This window comes from Paraburkholderia sp. J63 (assembly GCF_905220245.1).
Taxonomy (GTDB): domain Bacteria; phylum Pseudomonadota; class Gammaproteobacteria; order Burkholderiales; family Burkholderiaceae; genus Paraburkholderia.
In genome coordinates this window covers 19,624-35,457 of record NZ_CAJMZF010000007.1, presented here as the reverse complement: position 1 = coordinate 35,457, position 15,834 = coordinate 19,624, and the positions used below count along the sequence as shown (strand labels likewise).

The window sequence follows — 15,834 nt, the reverse complement described above, 5'->3', positions numbered from 1 at the left end:
CATCCATGCGACTCGCCATTCGCCATATCTCGCGTTATCACATCGACGAACAAGCCGCCTATGCGATGCAGCGGCTGCGCCTGCGACCGCAAAGCGGCCCGTGTCAGACCGTGCGCGCGTGGCAGGTAACCATCGACGGCGTCGAACCCACGCTGGGCTATACCGACGGGCTCGGCAACCGCGTCGATCTCGTGCGTCACGAGCGCGGCCGCGCGGAAGTCGTGATCGTCGCGGCGGGCGTGGTCGAGACCGAGGACCACGCGGGCATCTTTGGCGAAGCGGATCCCTATGCGGCGCCCTGGCTGTTCGAACGCGAGACGCCGCTCACGCGCGCGGGCAGCGCGGTGCGCGAGCTCGCCGCAGCGTTGCCGGCCGAGCATGGCTGCCTCGACGCGCTGCATTGGCTGATGGGTCAGGTGCATACGCAGATTCGCCATGTGCCGGCCGCGCACGCCGATGAACCCGCGCAAGCCGATGCGGCGCTCGTGCGCGGCGAGGGATCGAGCCGCGACCACACACATGCGTTCGTCGCCGCCGCGCGTGCGCTGCGGATTCCCGCGCGCTACGTGTGCGGCTATGTGCTGACCGACGGGTCGCTGGAGCGCATGACCGAGGCCATCCGGCAGGCCGGTGCGGCCCAGCCGTCGCAACAGTCGCAGCAATTGCAGATGGACAGTGCGGGGATGCTGCAATCGCAGTCCGCTGCCGGCGCCGCGCGGCAAACGAGCGTGCAAACCGGCACGCTTGCGAGCGCACAGGTCAGCGCACAAGCGAACCCACAAGCAAGCGCACAAACGCACACCCTCGCCGCAACCCTGCCGCCCTGCGGCCACGCGTGGGCCGAAGCCTTCGTCGACGGTCTCGGCTGGGTCGGTTTCGATCCGTTCCTGAACCGCTGCCCCGACGAGCGCTACGTCCGCATCGCCGTCGGGCTCGACCACCGCGACACGCAATCGGTGAGCGGCATCGGCGCATGGGCGTCCGGCGTCGAGATCAGCGTGGCCCAGGCCCCCGAGCTCATCTAGCGCGCAGGCACCCCCACCTCCGAACGGGATCATCGGCCCATGTCCATCCAAGTCGCGCTTCATCACACCACCCGCTACCGCTACGACCGCCTCATCGGCCTCGGCCCGCAAACCGTGCGGCTGCGGCCGGCGCCCCATTGCCGCACGCCAATCCTCTCGTACTCGATGCGCATCGCGCCCACGGGCCACTTCGTCAACTGGCAGCAGGACCCGTTCGCCAATTACCTCGCGCGGCTCGTCGTGCCCGAGCGCACGCGCGAATTCGCAGTGAGCATCGACCTCGTCGCCGAGATGTCGGTCTACAACCCGTTCGACTTTTTCCTCGACGAGTACGCCGAGCACTATCCGTTCAGCTATGACGATGCGTTGCGCGCCGAGCTCTCGCCGTATCTGGCCTGCGACCCGGCGACGAGCGCGTCGCCGGCGTTTCGCCGCTATGTCGAGGCGATCGACCGCTCGCGCGCCGCCACCGTGACCTTCCTCGTGGCGCTGAACCAGCAGTTGCAGCGCGACATCGGCTATCTGGTCCGGCTCGAACCGGGCGTGCAGACGCCCGAGGAAACGCTCACGCGCGCGACCGGATCGTGCCGCGACAGCGGCTGGCTGCTGGTTCAGCTATGCCGGCATCTGGGGCTGGCCGCGCGCTTCGTCTCGGGCTACCTGATCCAGCTCACGCCCGACGTGCAGCCGCTCGACGGCCCCGCGGGCGCAGCGGCCGATTTCACCGACCTGCACGCCTGGTGCGAGGTCTATCTGCCCGGCGCGGGCTGGCTCGGGCTCGATCCCACCTCGGGGCTGCTCGCGGGCGAGGGGCATATTCCGCTCGCCTGCACGCCGCAGCCCACGAGCGCCGCGCCCATCGAAGGACTCGTCGACGAATGCGAGGTGGAGTTCGCGCACACGATGCGCGTGACGCGCATTTACGAATCGCCGCGCGTGACGAAGCCCTATACCGACGACCAATGGCGCAACGTGCTCGCGCTCGGCGCGCAGGTCGACGCGCGGCTGCAAGCGGGCGACGTGCGGCTCACGCAGGGCGGCGAGCCGACCTTCGTGTCCGTCGACGCGCGCGACAGCGCGGAATGGAACACCGATGCGCTCGGCCCGACCAAGCGCCACTACGCGAGCTCGCTGATCCACAAGCTCAGCAACCGCTATGGCGCGGGCGGCTTTCTGCATTTCGGCCAGGGCAAGTGGTATCCGGGCGAGCAACTGCCGCGCTGGGCGCTCTCCGCGTTCTGGCGTGCGGACGGCCAGCCCGCGTGGCACGACCCCGCCTTGTTCGCCGACGAAAGCGCGCCCTCCTCGTACACGAGCGCCGACGCCGCGCGCTTCATCCGCGCGCTGGCGCAGCGGCTCGGCCTCACGGACGCGCACATCGAGCCCGGCTACGAAGACGTCTGGTATTACCTGTGGCGCGAGCGCCGCTTGCCCGTCAACGTCGATCCGTTCGACTCGCGGCTCGACGACGAGCTGGAGCGCGAACGCCTGCGCCGCGTGTTCGATCGCGAGCTCGACAGCGTGATCGGCTATGCGCTGCCGCTCAAAGCGCTCGAAGCCCAACTGGGCGCCGAGGGTCCGCGCTGGGAAACGGGCCCCTGGTTCTTCCGCGACGAGCGCATGTATCTCGTGCCCGGCGATTCGCCGATGGGTTATCGCCTGCCGCTCGATTCGCTGCCCTGGGTCGGCAAGGACGACTACCCGTATCTGCTCGAACGCGATCCGTTTGCCCCGCAGGCGCCGCTGCCCGATGCGCAGGCGCTGCATGCGCGCCACGCGAACGCGCATGATTCGCTGCACGAACCGCCCTCGCATCGCGAGCCGCAACCCGCGCGCACGGCGATGCAAACCCGCCTCGGCGCCGAAGACGCGACAGAGGCCGCCGCGCCTGTCGCCGGCCGGATGCCCGAGCCGTTCGAGTCGGCCGCCTGGCTCACGCGCACCGCGCTGTGCACGGAGGTCCGCGACGGCGTGCTGTACGTATTCATGCCACCGCTCGCCGCACTGGAAGACTACCTGGACCTGCTGAGCGCGGTCGAGGCAAGCGCGGCCGCGCTCGAAATGAAGCTCGTGCTCGAAGGCTATCCGCCGCCGCGAGACGCGCGGCTGAAGGTCTTGCAGGTGACGCCCGATCCCGGCGTGATCGAAGTCAACGTGCATCCGGTCCACGACTTCGGGGCGCTCGTCGAGCAGACCGAGTTCCTCTACGACGCCGCCTGGCGCACGCGGCTGTCGACCGAAAAATTCATGATCGACGGGCGGCACATCGGCACGGGCGGCGGCAATCACATCGTGCTCGGGGGCGCCACGCCCGCGGACAGCCCCTTCCTGCGCCGCCCCGACCTGCTCGCGAGCCTCATCGCGTACTGGCACAACCATCCGTCGCTCTCGTACCTGTTCTCGGGCTTGTTCATCGGTCCGACGAGCCAGGCGCCGCGCGTCGACGAAGCGCGCAACGACCAGGTCTACGAGCTCGATGTCGCGTTCGCCGAGATCCGGCGCAATGCGTTGCTGCACGGCGAGGACATGCCGCCGTGGCTGGTCGACCGCGTGCTGCGCAATCTGCTGATCGACGTGACCGGCAACACGCACCGCAGCGAGTTCTGCATCGACAAGCTCTATTCGCCCGACTCGCCCACAGGCCGCCTCGGGCTCCTCGAATTGCGCGCCTTCGAGATGCCGCCGCACGCGCAGATGAGCATCGTCCAGCAATTGCTGCTGCGCGCGCTCATCGCGCGCTTCTGGGCAGCGCCCTACACGACGCCGCTCACGCGCTGGGGCACCGCGCTGCATGACCGCTTCATGCTGCCGACGTTCCTGCGCATGGATTTCGACGATGTGGTGACCGGGCTGCGCGAGGCCGGCTTCCCGTTCGACGCCGCGTGGTTCGCGCCGCACCTCGAATTCCGCTTTCCGCTGCTCGGGCAGATCGCGGTACGCGGTTTGCGGCTGTCGCTGCGCGGCGCACTGGAGCCGTGGCACGTCATGGGCGAGCAAGGCGCGACCGGCGGCACGGTGCGCTATGTGGACTCCTCGCTCGAACGGCTCGAAGTCCACGTGAGCGGCCTCAACGACAACCGGCACGTCGTGACCGTCAATGGCCGCGCGCTGCCCTTGCAGCCGACGGGCATCGCGGGCGAGTACGTGGCCGGCGTGCGCTACAAGGCGTGGTCGCCGTCCTCGGCGCTGCACCCGACGATAGGCGTGCACGCGCCGCTGACGTTCGACATCGTCGACACGTGGATGAACCGTTCGTCGGGCGGTTGCCGCTATCACGTCGCGCATCCGGGCGGACGAAACTATGCGACATTTCCGGTCAACGCCTATGAGGCGCAGAGCCGCCGCCTCGCGCGCTTCGAGCCGATCGGCCACACGCCGGGCCGGATGGAAGTCGCGCCCGCCACGCCGAGCCGGGAATTTCCGTGCACGCTCGATTTGCGCCGGCCCCCGTTCCCCTGAAGAGACGACATGGTGCTTTCCGATCCGACCGACGACCTGCACACGTTGTTCGATTCCGGCGCGCTGCAGGACGCGGCAGAATTGGGGGCGGCGCTTGCGGCGCCCGCGATGACGGGCCGCTACGACGAACTGCGCGGCGGCGCGGCGGCATTGCGCACGGCCGCGCTCGCGCCGCTGTGGCGCGACTTCTTCAACCAGGTCGGCAACGCGGGTATCGCGGATCTGGACCGCCGCGCGGACGCGCTGGGGCGACGCATCCACGAAAACGCGCTCGCCTATCAGCCGCACACAGCCGATACCGCCGCGCCGCCCTGGTCGCTCGACCTGTTGCCGATGATCGTCTCGCCGGCCGACTGGGCGACCATCGAGCGCGGCGTGCTGCAGCGCATGGCGCTGTTGAACGCGATCCTCGCCGATGTCTACGGCGAGCAGACGCTCTTGAAGCGCGGCTTGCTGCCACCCGCGCTCGTGACCGGCCACCCCGGCTATCTGCGGCCGATGTGCGGCGCAGCCATTGCCGGCGACACGTGGCTGCACGTCGCCGCGTTCGACCTCGCTCGCGGCCCGGACGGCCAATGGCGGCTGATGGCGCAGCATACGCAGGGCCCGACCGGTCTCGGCTATATCCTCGAGAACCGGCTGATCGTGTCGCGCCTGTTCCCGCGCGCGTTCCGCGGCCTGCGCGTGCAGCGCCTCGCAGCGGGCTATCGCGCGCTGCTGCAAAGCCTGCAAACGCTGAGCCCCGCGCGCAAGAACTCGCGCATCGTGCTGCTGACGCCAGGTCCGCTCGCCCCCACGTATTTCGAGCACGCGTATCTCGCGCGCTACCTCGGCCTCACGCTCGTCGAGGGCGGCGATCTCACCACGCGCCATAACCACGTCTACCTGAAGACGCTGCGCGGACTCGAACCCGTGCATGGCATCCTGCGCCGCGTCGACGACGACTGGCTCGACCCGCTCGAACTGCGGCCCGACTCGCTGCTCGGCATCCCCGGTCTGCTGCGGGCCGTGCGGGCCGGCAACGTGCTCGTCGCCAACGCGCCGGGCTCCGGCTTTCTGGAGTCGCCGGGCATACTCGCGTTCCTGCCGAAGCTCGCGCAGAGCGTGCTCGGCGAACCGCTCAGCCTCGCGGCGGTGCCCTCGTGGTGGTGCGGCGAGGCGGCCGCCTGCGAGGAGGCGCTCCCGCAGCTCGCGCGCTCGATCGTGAAGCCGGCGTTCCCGGACAGCGTGCAGGCGGGCGGCGCGTTCGCGCCCGCGATCATGGCCGGACTCAGCGCCGCGCAGCTCGCCCAATGGCGCGCGCGGATCCTGGCCAACCCGGCGCACTACGTGATTCAGGCCGACATGCCGCTGTCCCAGGCGCCCACATGGGCCGGGCGCGCCATGGCGGCCGGCGGCGCGCGGATCGTGCCGCGCCCGGTGCTGATGCGCGTGTTCGCTGTGCTCGACGGCGCCGGATCGTGGCGCGTGCTGCCGGGCGGGCTGTCACGCGTCGGCACGCGCGACGAGCTGTTCAACGCGCCGATGCCGCGCGGCGGCAGCAGCGTCGACACGTGGATCGTCACCGATGGCGCCGTCGATCCGACCACGCTGCTGCAGACCCATCTAGGCCCCGACGATCTGGTCGAACGCCCGCGCACGATCTCGAGCCGCGCGGCCGAAAACCTGTTCTGGCTCGGCCGCTACGCCGAGCGCGCGGCCAATCTCGTGCGGCTCGCCCGCACGGCGCTCGAACAACTGCGCGGCGAGAACGCCATCGACAATCCGGCCCATCTCGAACTGCTCGACGCGCTGTGCCACGACCACGGCCTCGTCGCGCAGGAGACCGCGCCCGTGCTCGACGCGCCGCACGCGTTCCAGCTCAGACTCGCGAGCGGCCTGTCACCGCTCGCGGACCGCGCGAGCGGGATCGCTTCGTGCGTCTTCGGCATGCGCACCGCCGCGGCGGCGATCCGCGAGCGCCTCTCGCGCGACCAGTGGCAACTGATCGACGAAGCGACGCAAGCGTACGAAGGCGCGGCCCCCGCCGACGACGAGCCGCCCGAACAGCTCGGCAACCGCGCGCTGCAGGTGCTCGACCGGCTGAACCTGCTGCTCTCGGCGATCACGGGCGCGCAGACCGACAACATGACGCGCGACGACGGCTGGCGTCTCCTCTCGATCGGCCGGCAGATCGACCGTCTCGACTTTCTGTGCGGCGTGCTCGACTTCGCCTTCGAGCGCGGCGCCGTCCACCGGCAGGAGGGCTTCGAACTGGTGCTGGAACTGTTCGATAGCGCGATCACGTTCCGCTCGCGCTTTCAGCGCTGTTTCGACGTGGCCCCGCTGCTCTCGCTGCTGGTGCTCGACAGCGACAACCCGCGCTCGCTCGCATGGGTCGTGCAGACGATGCGCGGCCGGCTCGCCAAAATCCAGCGTCCCGAGAGTGCCGTGGCGCCCGAACTCGAACCGCCCATTCCCGACGTGGCGAGCTGGTCGCTCCATGCACTGTGCGAGATCGACGCGGACGGACGGCACACGGCGCTGCTGGACCAGTTGCACGGGTTGCGCGACGTGGCGCGCACGCTCTCGGATCGCATCGGAGAGCGGTATTTCAGTCATGTGAGGGAGGCTGGCCGATCGCTATGGGGATGAGCGCAAAACCACCGCAGCGCACACGCGGCACCGAGCGCTCGCATGCGCCGCGCGACGCGGCGCGCACGCTGCGCGTCACGCACGACACCCGCTACCGCTACGCGGCGCGCGTCGAGGCGGCCCAGCACCAGGCGCGCCTGCGCCCGCTGGAGACGTCGAGCCAGCGCGTGCTGGAGTTCGCGCTCGAGATCGAACCCGCGCCCGAAGAAATCGCCATGGGAACGGATTCGTTCGGTAATCAGCGGACGTCGTTCGCGCTGCATCAGCCGCACGAGGAATTGTTCGTGCGCAGCCGCAGCGTCGTCTGCGTCTCGGCCTCCGCGCTCACGGGCGGCAAGCAGGGCGAGCCGCCGCCCGCGATCGGCACGCCTGTGCCTGGCCGCGCCAGCACGTGGGAAGCGGTGCGCGAGGCGCTCGCCTATCGCGCCGGACGGCCCTACGACCCGGCAAGCGAGTTCGTGTTTGCGTCGCCGTACGCCGCTTGCCATCCCGATCTCGCGGGCTATGCCGCGAAGAGCTTCACGGCGGGTCGCGCGCTCGGGCTTGCCGCGTGGGAACTGATGCGGCGCATTCACGCCGATTTCGCATACACGCCGAACAGCACCGACGTGAACACGACCGCGCTCGACGCCCTCATCTTGCGGCGCGGGGTATGCCAGGACTTTGCGCACGTGATGATCGGCGCGATGCGCTCGCTCGGGCTCGCGGCGCGCTATGTGAGCGGCTATTTGCTGACGCGGCCGCCGCCAGGGCAACCGAGACTGATCGGCGCGGATGCGTCGCACGCGTGGGTCGAAGTCTACGATCCTGCGTGGCCCGAAAACGGCGGATGGCTGCAACTGGACCCGACCAATGATCGCGCGCCCGGCAACGATTATGTGACGCTGTCGATTGGCCGCGACTATGCGGACGTGACGCCGTTACGCGGCGTCATTCGCGGCGGTGGGGCCGATCAGGAATTGAGCGTGGGCGTGACGGTGGAGCCGCTTGATGGGGGCTGAGGCGGTAGGTGGCGTAGCGCCACCGCCCCCTTTCCGTACCGGTTTTCGTGCGCCCATCTGTACCGGTACTGTACCGATTTCCGCGGATAAACTGGCAGCCAGCCAATCGCCGCGATCTTCGCCGATCGCCGCCCTTTCCTGGAGCCACCGCACCATGCTGTCCGAAATGCTCAGCGCCAGCGCCCTGCCCGCGGGGATGCTCTTCGTGGTCGTCACGACCATCACGCCCGGCCCCAATAACACGATGCTGCTCGCCTCCGGCGTCAACTTCGGTTTCAGGCGCACGGTGCCGCACATTCTCGGCATCAGCGCGGGCGTGGTCGTGCTCATGCTCTCGGTGGGATTCGGCCTCGGCGAGGTGTTCCGGCATCTGCCCTGGCTCTATACGGCGCTCGAAGCCGCGAGCGTCGCCTATCTGCTGTGGCTCGCGTGGAAGATCGGCACCTCGGGCATGATCAAGGAGAAGCGCGGCGAGCATCGGCCCATGCGCTTTCACGAAGCCATCGCGTTCCAGTGGATCAACCCGAAGGCGTGGATGATGGTGCTCACCGCGGCCACCACGATCCGTCTCTCGGCCGACTTCGGCGTCAATACCGTCGTGATGGCCGCGCTGTTCTACATGATCGGGCTGCCCTGCATCTGCCTATGGGCCGCGTTCGGCACCGGCATGCGCCGCTTTCTCGACGACCCGCGCCGCCTGCGCCTGTTCAACGTCGCCATGGCGCTTGCGCTCGTCGGCTCGATGTATCCGCTGTTCGTGCATTTGCTGCAGCGTTGAAGCCGCCGACGTTCAGTCATCCTTAGCATGATGCGCGGGCGCATCCAGGCCTCACTTCAGGCCGCGCTTCACGACGCGTGCTTGCCCACGCGCTCGATGAAGCGCCACAGCGCATCGTTGAGCGAATACGGCGCGTTGAAGCGGAACCAGGCGCTGGCCGCGTCGTCGGGGCGGAAATAGGAGCCGGGCGCGAGCCAGATGCCGTCGGCCAGCGCGGCCGTGGCGATCGCGCCGGCGCGCGCGGCCTCCACCGGCAGGCGCACCCAGACGAACAGCCCCGCGCGCGGCCGGCAGAACGGTTCGAGGCCCAGCGCGTCGAGGCGATCTTCGAGCGTGGCATGCGCGGCCTTCAGGCGCTCGTTGACGATCTCGACGTGACGCGCGTAGCGCCCTTCGAGCAGCACCTTGTCGACGATGCGCTCGATCGTCTCCGACGATGTGAGCCCCACCGCCATCTTCGCGCGCGCGAGCTCGCGCAGCACGTCGCGCTCGGCGACCACGTAGCCGCAGCGCAGCGACGGCGTGACCGTCTTCGAGAATCCGCCCACGTAGAGCACGCGCTGGAGCCCTTCCATCGCGGCCAAAAGCGGCGCGCCGGGCGGTGCGAGCTCGCGGCTCACGTCGTCCTCCACCACCCACATGCGCTCGCGCTCGGCGATCTGCAGCAGGCGAAACGCATTCGCCATCGTGTAGGTCGCGCCCGTGGGATTCTGCAGCGTCGTGTTCACGAAAATCGCCTTGGGCCGGTGCGCGGCCACCTGCTGCTCGAGCACGTCGAGGTCGAGCCCCGCCGGCGTGCGCGGCACGCCATGCACGGCAAGTCCGGCGAGTTTGAGGATCTGCAATAAATTGCAGTAGCCGGGATCTTCCACCAGCACTGCATCGCCGGGACGCAGTATCGTGCGCACGATCAGGTCGAGCCCCTGAGTCGCGCCCTGCGTGAGCAGTACGTTGCCGACTTCCACCGGCAGGCCCTGGCGGTCCAGTTGCGCGGCAATGCGCTCGCGCAGCGGCGCGAAGCCATACGGGTGCCCGTAGTCGCCCAGCCGCACCGCGGGCACGCGGCTCGTCGCGCGCAGGGCATGATGCAGACCCGTCTCGTTGATCCACTCGCTCGGCATCCAGCCGCAGCCCGCCTTGATCGGCACGGAGTGGTCGGCGAACACGTCCGAGAGCAGCCAGGTGGCCGTGAGCGTGGGCGGCTGCCAGACCGCCGCGCTCGGGCGCGGCACGGCCTCACGCGGCGCCACGCGGTAGCCCGAACCGCGCCGCGCCACCACGAGCCCCATCGAGACGAGCCGGTTGTACGCCTCGGTCACCGTATAGGTGGAGAGCGCATGCGACTGCGCGAGCTGCCGCACCGAAGGCAGCAGCGCGCCCGCACGCAGCGTGTTCGCCTCGATCGCATCGGCGAAGCCGCGCACGAGTTGCTCGACGAGCGTCGTGGCGGCGCCACGGTCGCGTTTCAGTTCAAGTTCGATCATGGGAAATGTCGACGGCGCACGCCGACCAATACAGTTGCGGCAAATTGTCCAGCACGGTTATCAGCGCAGTATAGAGACTGTATATGCCGCCGTCCAAGCCCGGAGGCTACAGTCTGTGGAATCAACCCACAACCGCAACCCTGTTGCACGGAACCGGCGCCAACGCTGAAGCCAAGCCGGTCGACACTGGAGGAAACCCATGACTTCGCGCCCCGTCATCGACGATCTGTCGTCGTTCTGGATGCCGTTCACGGCCAACCGTCAGTTCAAGGCCGCGCCGCGCCTCATCGAATCGGCCAAGGGCATGTACTACCGCACGACCGACGGCCGCGAGGTGCTCGACGGCAGCGCGGGGCTCTGGTGCGTGAACGCGGGCCATGCGCGCGACGAGATCGTCGCCGCCATCGCGCAGCAGGCCGGCACGCTCGATTTCGCGCCCACCTTCCAGATGGGCCACCCGCTCGCGTTCGAGGCGGCGCGCAGGATCGCCGACATCATGCCCGCAGGGCTCGACCGCATCTTCTTCACGAACTCGGGTTCGGAATCCGTCGACACGGCGCTCAAGATCGCGCTCGCCTACCAGCGTTCGCGCGGCGAAGGCCAACGCACCAAGTTCATCGGCCGCGAGCGCGGCTATCACGGCGTGGGCTTCGGCGGTATTTCGGTGGGCGGCATCGGCCCGAACCGCAAGGCGTACTCGGGCCAGTTGCTGCCCGCCGTCGATCATCTTCCGCATACGCATAGCCTCGAGCACAACGCGTTTTCGAAGGGCCAGCCGGCCTGGGGCGCGCATCTCGCCGACGACCTCGAGCGCATCGTCGCGCTGCACGACGCCTCGACCATCGCGGCCGTCATTGTCGAGCCGGTGGCGGGCTCGACCGGCGTGCTGGTCCCGCCGCAAGGCTATCTGCAACGCCTGCGCGAAATCTGCACGAAGCACGGCATCGTGCTGATCTTCGACGAGGTGATCACGGGCTTCGGCCGCCTCGGCAAGGCCACGGCGAGCGAATATTTCGGCGTGACGCCCGACATCATCACGATGGCGAAGGCGATCAACAACGCGGCCGTGCCGATGGGCGGCGTGGCCGTGAGCCGCGCGATCCACGACACGGTGGTCAACGGCGGCGCGGCGGGCGCGATCGAGCTGTTCCACGGCTATACGTATTCGGCGCATCCGATTGCCGCTGCGGCGCTGATCGCGACGCAGGACCTGTATCGCCGCGAAGGGCTGTTCGAGCGCGCGCAAAGCCTCGCGCCGAAGTTCGAGGCCGCGGCCCACGCGCTGCGCGATGCGAAGCATGTGAAGGACGTGCGCAATCTCGGTCTCGTCGCGGGTATCGAGCTTGAATCGCGCGACGGCGCACCGGGCGCGCGCGCTTATGAAGTGTTCGTCAAGTGCTTCGAGGCGGGCGTGCTGATCCGCTTCACCGGCGACATTCTCGCGTTCTCGCCGCCGCTCATCGTCACCGAGGAAGAGATCGAGCGTCTCTTCGGCACGGTGCGCGACGTGCTGGCGAAGGTGCAATGACGAAGACGCGCTGACGACAGTGCAATAGCACACGCGGCCCGCTTCTCGTGGCCCCGCGCAGTTAGCGCGGCGCGACAGGTCTCAAGACTCCGAAGCAGCCCTGCGGCCCGCAGCACATCGTGCGCGGGCCGATTTTTTTCGTCCGTATCTTTCAGTTGGCTTTTCACGCGCACGGCGCGCGGCATCGGCGTATCGTTTGCTTATGGACACTGCGATGCCGCTCGCACGCGGCGGCGGGAGGAAAGGCCATGAAGACACCGATCCGTATGGGCGCGCATATCGAGGGCGTCCACTGGGTAGCGGAATATCTCGCGGCGACGCATGAAATCCGTGTGTTCCGCGATGGCCGCGAAGTCGACACTATCGCGGCGCCAGCCGCGCTGCTCGGCGAAGAGGACGATGCGGGCTCGGCCAGCGACGAAGCGAGCCGCGCCGAAGACGCCGCCGTGCTCGCCATCCTGCGGCGCTACGTGGCCGAACTCAATGCCGAAGAGTGAGCAGGTTGCAACGGGGCGCAGCGCGCCCCGTTGCGCAGGACCGGATCAGCCCTGCGCGTTGCCGGAGGAAGCCGTGTCTTCCTCGCGGAAGATGCGGTCGGCGAGATGGAACGCCGAATTGGCTGCGGGCACGCCGCAATAGATGGCCGTCTGCAGCAAGACTTCCTTGATTTCGTCGCGCGTCACGCCGTTGTTCTTCGCGGCGCGCAGATGGAGCGCAAGCTCCTCGCTGCGATTGAGCGCCACCATCATCGCGATCGTGAGCAGGCTGCGCGTGTGGCGTGGCAAGCCCTCGCGCGTCCAGATCTCGCCCCACGCATAGCGCGAAATGAGCGTCTGAAACTCTTCGGTCAACTCGGTGCGGTTCGCGATCGAACGGTCGACGTGCGCGTCGCCGAGCACCGCGCGACGCACTTTCAGGCCCGCTTCGTAGCGTTCGTCTTCGTTCATTTCGACTCCAGCAGGAAGCCCAGCACGGTCTGGTTGAACTCGTCCGCGAGCTCGACGTTCGAAATGTGCGAGGCGTTGAGCTCGACGTAGCGCGCGCCCGGCACCGACTCCGCGAGTTCGCGGCCCTGCGCGGGCGTGGCGGCCAGATCGTGGGTGCCCGAGATCACGAGCGTGGGCGCCTTGATCGACGCGGCCTCGCCACGCAGGTCGGCGGCATTGATTGCTTCGCAGTTCGAAGCATAGCCGTCCTTGTCGGTGTGCACGAACACGTCGCGCGCCTGGTCGATCACGAGCGGATTCTTCGCCATGAATTCGGCCGTGTACCAGCGCGGCAGCACCGCGTCGGCGAGCGCGAGCATGCCTTCGGTGCGGGCCTTCGCTGCGCGCGGCACCCACACTTCGGGCGTGCCGATCTTCGCGGCGGTGTTGCACAGCGCGAGGCGGCCGATGCGACTGCCGTAGCGCGCGCCGAGGCCCACGCCCGTGAGACCGCCCATCGAGACGCCCGCGAAATGCGCGCGTTCGATGCCGAGATGATCCATGAGACCGATCACGTCGCCGGTCAGTTGCTCGATGGTGTACGGGCCCGCCGGCGCCGCCGAATGGCCGTGGCCGCGCGTGTCGTAGCGCAGCACGCGGAAATGCTTCGAGAATGCGGCGAGCTGGGGCGTCCACATCGACACGTCGCTGCCGAGCGAATTCGACAGGACGAGCCACGGCGCCGTGGCGTTCTGCGCACCGTCGATGCGGTAGAACAGCTGCGTGTCGTTGACGGCTGCATGAGGCATGCGGTTACTCCTGATGAGTCTGCGATGAAGAATGGGCGGCGCGCTGCGTATGCAACGCGTGCGATGCATGCGACGCAAGCACCGCGTCGACAAAGGCATGCGCCTGGCCCACGTAATTGGCGGGATCGAGCAGCGCCTTCAGGCGCGCCTCGTCCAGATGTTGGGTGACGGCGGGATCGGCGGCGAGCACGTCGTAAAGCGTGCACCCCGTTTGCACCGCCGTTTTCGATGCGTGCTCAACGAGATGATGGGCGTCGAGCCGGCCGATGGCATCGCCGAGCGCGAGCATCACGGCCTCGCCGAGAATCAGGCCATGCGTGACGTTCAGATTGGCCGCGAGACGCTCGGGCCGCACTTCGAGACCGCCGGCGATCTGCTCGATCTGCGCGAGCGCGCCGCCCGCGAGACGCGCGAGCTCCGGCAGCGCATCCCATTCGGCCTGCCAGCCGCCGAGCGCGCGCTCGTGCTCCTGCACCATGCCCGCGAAAACCGTGGCGACGAGGCCCGGTGCGCGCGTCGCAGCAGTCAGGACTGCTGCACAACCGACCGGATTGCGCTTGTGCGGCATCGTCGACGAACCGCCCTTGCCTGCCGCCGCGGGCTCGCCCAGTTCGCCGATTTCGGTTTGCATCTGCAACGAGATATCGCGCGCGATCTTGCCGAGCGTGCCGATCAGCATGCCGAAGAAAGACGCGGCCTCGGCAATGCGGTCGCGCTGCGTATGCCAGGGCAGCGCGGGCACGGCAAGCCCCAGTTCCTTCGCGAGTTCGGCGCTCACTTGCGGCGCCGCCTCGCGCAGGCTCGCGAGCGTGCCCGCCGCGCCGCCGAATTGCAGCACGAGCACGCGCTCGCGCAACGCCGCCAGGCGTTCGCGATGACGCAGCATCGCGTCGAGCCATTGCGCGAACTTCAGGCCGAGCGTGATCGGCAACGCTTGCTGAAGCCAGGTGCGCCCGACTGCGGGCGTCGCGCGATGCGTGCGCGCGAGGTCGGCAAGCTTCGCGCAGGTGGCGTCGATACCGCTTTCGATCAGCGCGAGCGCGTCGCGCAATTGCAGCACCGTCGCTGTATCGATGATGTCCTGGCTCGTCGCGCCCCAATGCACGTATTTCGCGGCTTCGGGGTCGGCGGCCTTCACGCGCGCGGTCAGTTGCTTCACGAGCGGGATCGCCAGATTGCCGCCCAACGCGGCGTCGCGCGCGAGCGCCTCGGCGTCGAGCCGGTCCGCCTCGCAGGTCGCCACGATGGCCGCGACCGCGCTCTGCGGAATCACGCCATGCGCCGCAGACGCGCGCGCCAGCGCTGCCTCCACGTCGAGCATGCGCTGCAACGTGGCGTTGGGAGACCACACGGCGTTCATCGGCTCGGTGCCGCAGATCAGGCTCGTCAGGCGTTCAATCATGGGTCGGAATGAGTCGGGTGGGGAGGCGCGCAAACACAGATGGCGCGGCGCCCGGCCGCTATGCAACCGGACACCGCGCCACGCGGGTGTTCTGGCGAAAAGCGCGTTGCAGCAGTTTAAGCCGCGCGGCGATTCTGCGTCGCGTCGATCAGCGGCACGCCCGCGAGCTTTTGCAGCGCGTCGAAGTCGATGTCCGAATAGATCTCGCGCACCGCGAGCCCTTCGGGCGTGACGTCGAACGCGGCGAGGTCCGTATAGATGCGGCCCACACAGCCCACGCCCGTGACCGGATACGAGCATTCGCTCACGAGCTTGCTTTCGCCCTGCTTCGTGAGCAGTTCCATCATCACGAACACCTGCTTCGCGCCGAGCGCAAGATCCATCGCGCCGCCCACGGCCGGAATCGCGTCGGGCGCGCCGGTGTGCCAGTTCGCGAGATCGCCCTTCACCGACACCTGGAACGCGCCGAGCACGCAGTAGTCGAGATGGCCGCCGCGCATCATCGCGAACGAATCCGCGTGATGGAAGAATGCGCCGCCCGTGAGCAGCGTAACGTGCTGCTTGCCTGCGTTGATGAGCTCGTCGTCTTCCTCACCAGGCGCGGGCGCGGGGCCCATGCCGAGCAGGCCGTTCTCGCTGTGCAGGAAGATTTCCTTGCTCGGGTCGAGGTGGTTGGCCACCAGCGTCGGCACGCCAATACCGAGGTTCACATAAGCACCCTCAGGAATGTCCTGAGCCACGCGTTGAGCCATTTCGTCGCGATTCAACCGTTTCATTATCTGACTCCT

11 protein-coding genes and 1 pseudogene are annotated in these 15,834 nt (G+C 68.5%); 7 read left to right on the top strand and 5 right to left on the bottom strand.

Going from position 1 to position 15,834, the window contains the following annotated elements; all coding sequences use genetic code 11:
• The first annotated feature begins 5 nt into the window (after positions 1 to 5).
• The 5 genes from U5775_RS10020 to U5775_RS10000 all read left to right on the top strand — a co-directional run bounded on the left by U5775_RS10020 (position 6) and on the right by U5775_RS10000 (position 8,897).
• The gene (locus U5775_RS10020; RefSeq protein ID WP_322057980.1) at positions 6 to 1,025 is read left to right on the top strand and encodes a transglutaminase family protein; all 1,020 of its coding nucleotides are present in this window, start codon (positions 6 to 8) and stop codon (positions 1,023 to 1,025) included.
• Between the two features lie 39 nt (positions 1,026 to 1,064).
• On the top strand, positions 1,065 to 4,484 hold the full coding sequence (locus U5775_RS10015; protein ID WP_322057979.1) for a transglutaminase family protein: 3,420 nt from the start codon (positions 1,065 to 1,067) through the stop codon (positions 4,482 to 4,484).
• Positions 4,485 to 4,493: 9 nt separating this feature from the next.
• Positions 4,494 to 7,118, top strand: a complete 2,625-nt coding sequence (locus U5775_RS10010) for a circularly permuted type 2 ATP-grasp protein (protein ID WP_322057978.1) — start codon at positions 4,494 to 4,496, stop codon at positions 7,116 to 7,118.
• Positions 7,109 to 8,119 carry a transglutaminase family protein gene (locus U5775_RS10005; protein ID WP_322057977.1) on the top strand — a complete coding sequence of 337 codons (1,011 nt, stop codon included), beginning with the start codon at positions 7,109 to 7,111 and terminating at the stop codon, positions 8,117 to 8,119. Before U5775_RS10010 ends, U5775_RS10005 begins: the two co-directional genes overlap by 10 nt.
• A gap of 154 nt (positions 8,120 to 8,273) precedes the next feature.
• Positions 8,274 to 8,897: a LysE family translocator gene (locus U5775_RS10000; RefSeq protein WP_322057976.1), complete on the top strand. Its 624-nt coding sequence runs from the start codon at positions 8,274 to 8,276 to the stop codon at positions 8,895 to 8,897.
• Between the two features lie 68 nt (positions 8,898 to 8,965).
• Here U5775_RS10000 and U5775_RS09995 read toward each other — a convergent pair whose 3' ends face one another.
• The gene (locus tag U5775_RS09995) at positions 8,966 to 10,381 is read right to left on the bottom strand and encodes a PLP-dependent aminotransferase family protein (protein ID WP_322057975.1); all 1,416 of its coding nucleotides are present in this window, start codon (positions 10,379 to 10,381) and stop codon (positions 8,966 to 8,968) included.
• Positions 10,382 to 10,567: 186 nt separating this feature from the next.
• Between U5775_RS09995 and U5775_RS09990 the strand changes: the two are divergent.
• Both U5775_RS09990 and U5775_RS09985 read left to right on the top strand, forming a co-directional pair.
• Positions 10,568 to 11,909, top strand: a pseudogene (locus tag U5775_RS09990) (aspartate aminotransferase family protein).
• A gap of 248 nt (positions 11,910 to 12,157) precedes the next feature.
• Positions 12,158 to 12,406 carry a hypothetical protein gene (locus tag U5775_RS09985; protein ID WP_322057973.1) on the top strand — a complete coding sequence of 83 codons (249 nt, stop codon included), beginning with the start codon at positions 12,158 to 12,160 and terminating at the stop codon, positions 12,404 to 12,406.
• Between the two features lie 45 nt (positions 12,407 to 12,451).
• Here U5775_RS09985 and pcaC read toward each other — a convergent pair whose 3' ends face one another.
• The 4 genes from pcaC to U5775_RS09965 all read right to left on the bottom strand — a co-directional run bounded on the left by pcaC (position 12,452) and on the right by U5775_RS09965 (position 15,822).
• Positions 12,452 to 12,856, bottom strand: coding sequence for a 4-carboxymuconolactone decarboxylase (gene pcaC, locus U5775_RS09980; protein ID WP_322057972.1), 405 nt, complete (start codon positions 12,854 to 12,856; stop codon positions 12,452 to 12,454).
• The gene (pcaD, locus tag U5775_RS09975) at positions 12,853 to 13,644 is read right to left on the bottom strand and encodes a 3-oxoadipate enol-lactonase (RefSeq protein ID WP_322057971.1); all 792 of its coding nucleotides are present in this window, start codon (positions 13,642 to 13,644) and stop codon (positions 12,853 to 12,855) included. Before pcaD ends, pcaC begins: the two co-directional genes overlap by 4 nt.
• A gap of 4 nt (positions 13,645 to 13,648) precedes the next feature.
• A complete protein-coding gene (locus U5775_RS09970; RefSeq protein WP_322057970.1) occupies positions 13,649 to 15,046 on the bottom strand; it encodes a 3-carboxy-cis,cis-muconate cycloisomerase in 1,398 nt (465 codons plus the stop codon).
• 116 nt (positions 15,047 to 15,162) lie between these two features.
• Positions 15,163 to 15,822, bottom strand: coding sequence for a 3-oxoacid CoA-transferase subunit B (locus U5775_RS09965; RefSeq protein WP_322057969.1), 660 nt, complete (start codon positions 15,820 to 15,822; stop codon positions 15,163 to 15,165).
• Positions 15,823 to 15,834 lie beyond the last annotated feature (12 nt).

Coding starts and splice junctions, on each gene's coding strand:
- U5775_RS10020 (WP_322057980.1), top strand. CDS start 6: ATGCGACTCGCCATTCGCCATATCTCGCGTTATCACATCGACGAACAA.
- U5775_RS10015 (WP_322057979.1), top strand. CDS start 1,065: ATGTCCATCCAAGTCGCGCTTCATCACACCACCCGCTACCGCTACGAC.
- U5775_RS10010 (WP_322057978.1), top strand. CDS start 4,494: ATGGTGCTTTCCGATCCGACCGACGACCTGCACACGTTGTTCGATTCC.
- U5775_RS10005 (WP_322057977.1), top strand. CDS start 7,109: ATGGGGATGAGCGCAAAACCACCGCAGCGCACACGCGGCACCGAGCGC.
- U5775_RS10000 (WP_322057976.1), top strand. CDS start 8,274: ATGCTGTCCGAAATGCTCAGCGCCAGCGCCCTGCCCGCGGGGATGCTC.
- U5775_RS09995 (WP_322057975.1), bottom strand. CDS start 10,381: ATGATCGAACTTGAACTGAAACGCGACCGTGGCGCCGCCACGACGCTC.
- U5775_RS09985 (WP_322057973.1), top strand. CDS start 12,158: ATGAAGACACCGATCCGTATGGGCGCGCATATCGAGGGCGTCCACTGG.
- pcaC (WP_322057972.1), bottom strand. CDS start 12,856: ATGAACGAAGACGAACGCTACGAAGCGGGCCTGAAAGTGCGTCGCGCG.
- pcaD (WP_322057971.1), bottom strand. CDS start 13,644: ATGCCTCATGCAGCCGTCAACGACACGCAGCTGTTCTACCGCATCGAC.
- U5775_RS09970 (WP_322057970.1), bottom strand. CDS start 15,046: ATGATTGAACGCCTGACGAGCCTGATCTGCGGCACCGAGCCGATGAAC.
- U5775_RS09965 (WP_322057969.1), bottom strand. CDS start 15,822: ATGAAACGGTTGAATCGCGACGAAATGGCTCAACGCGTGGCTCAGGAC.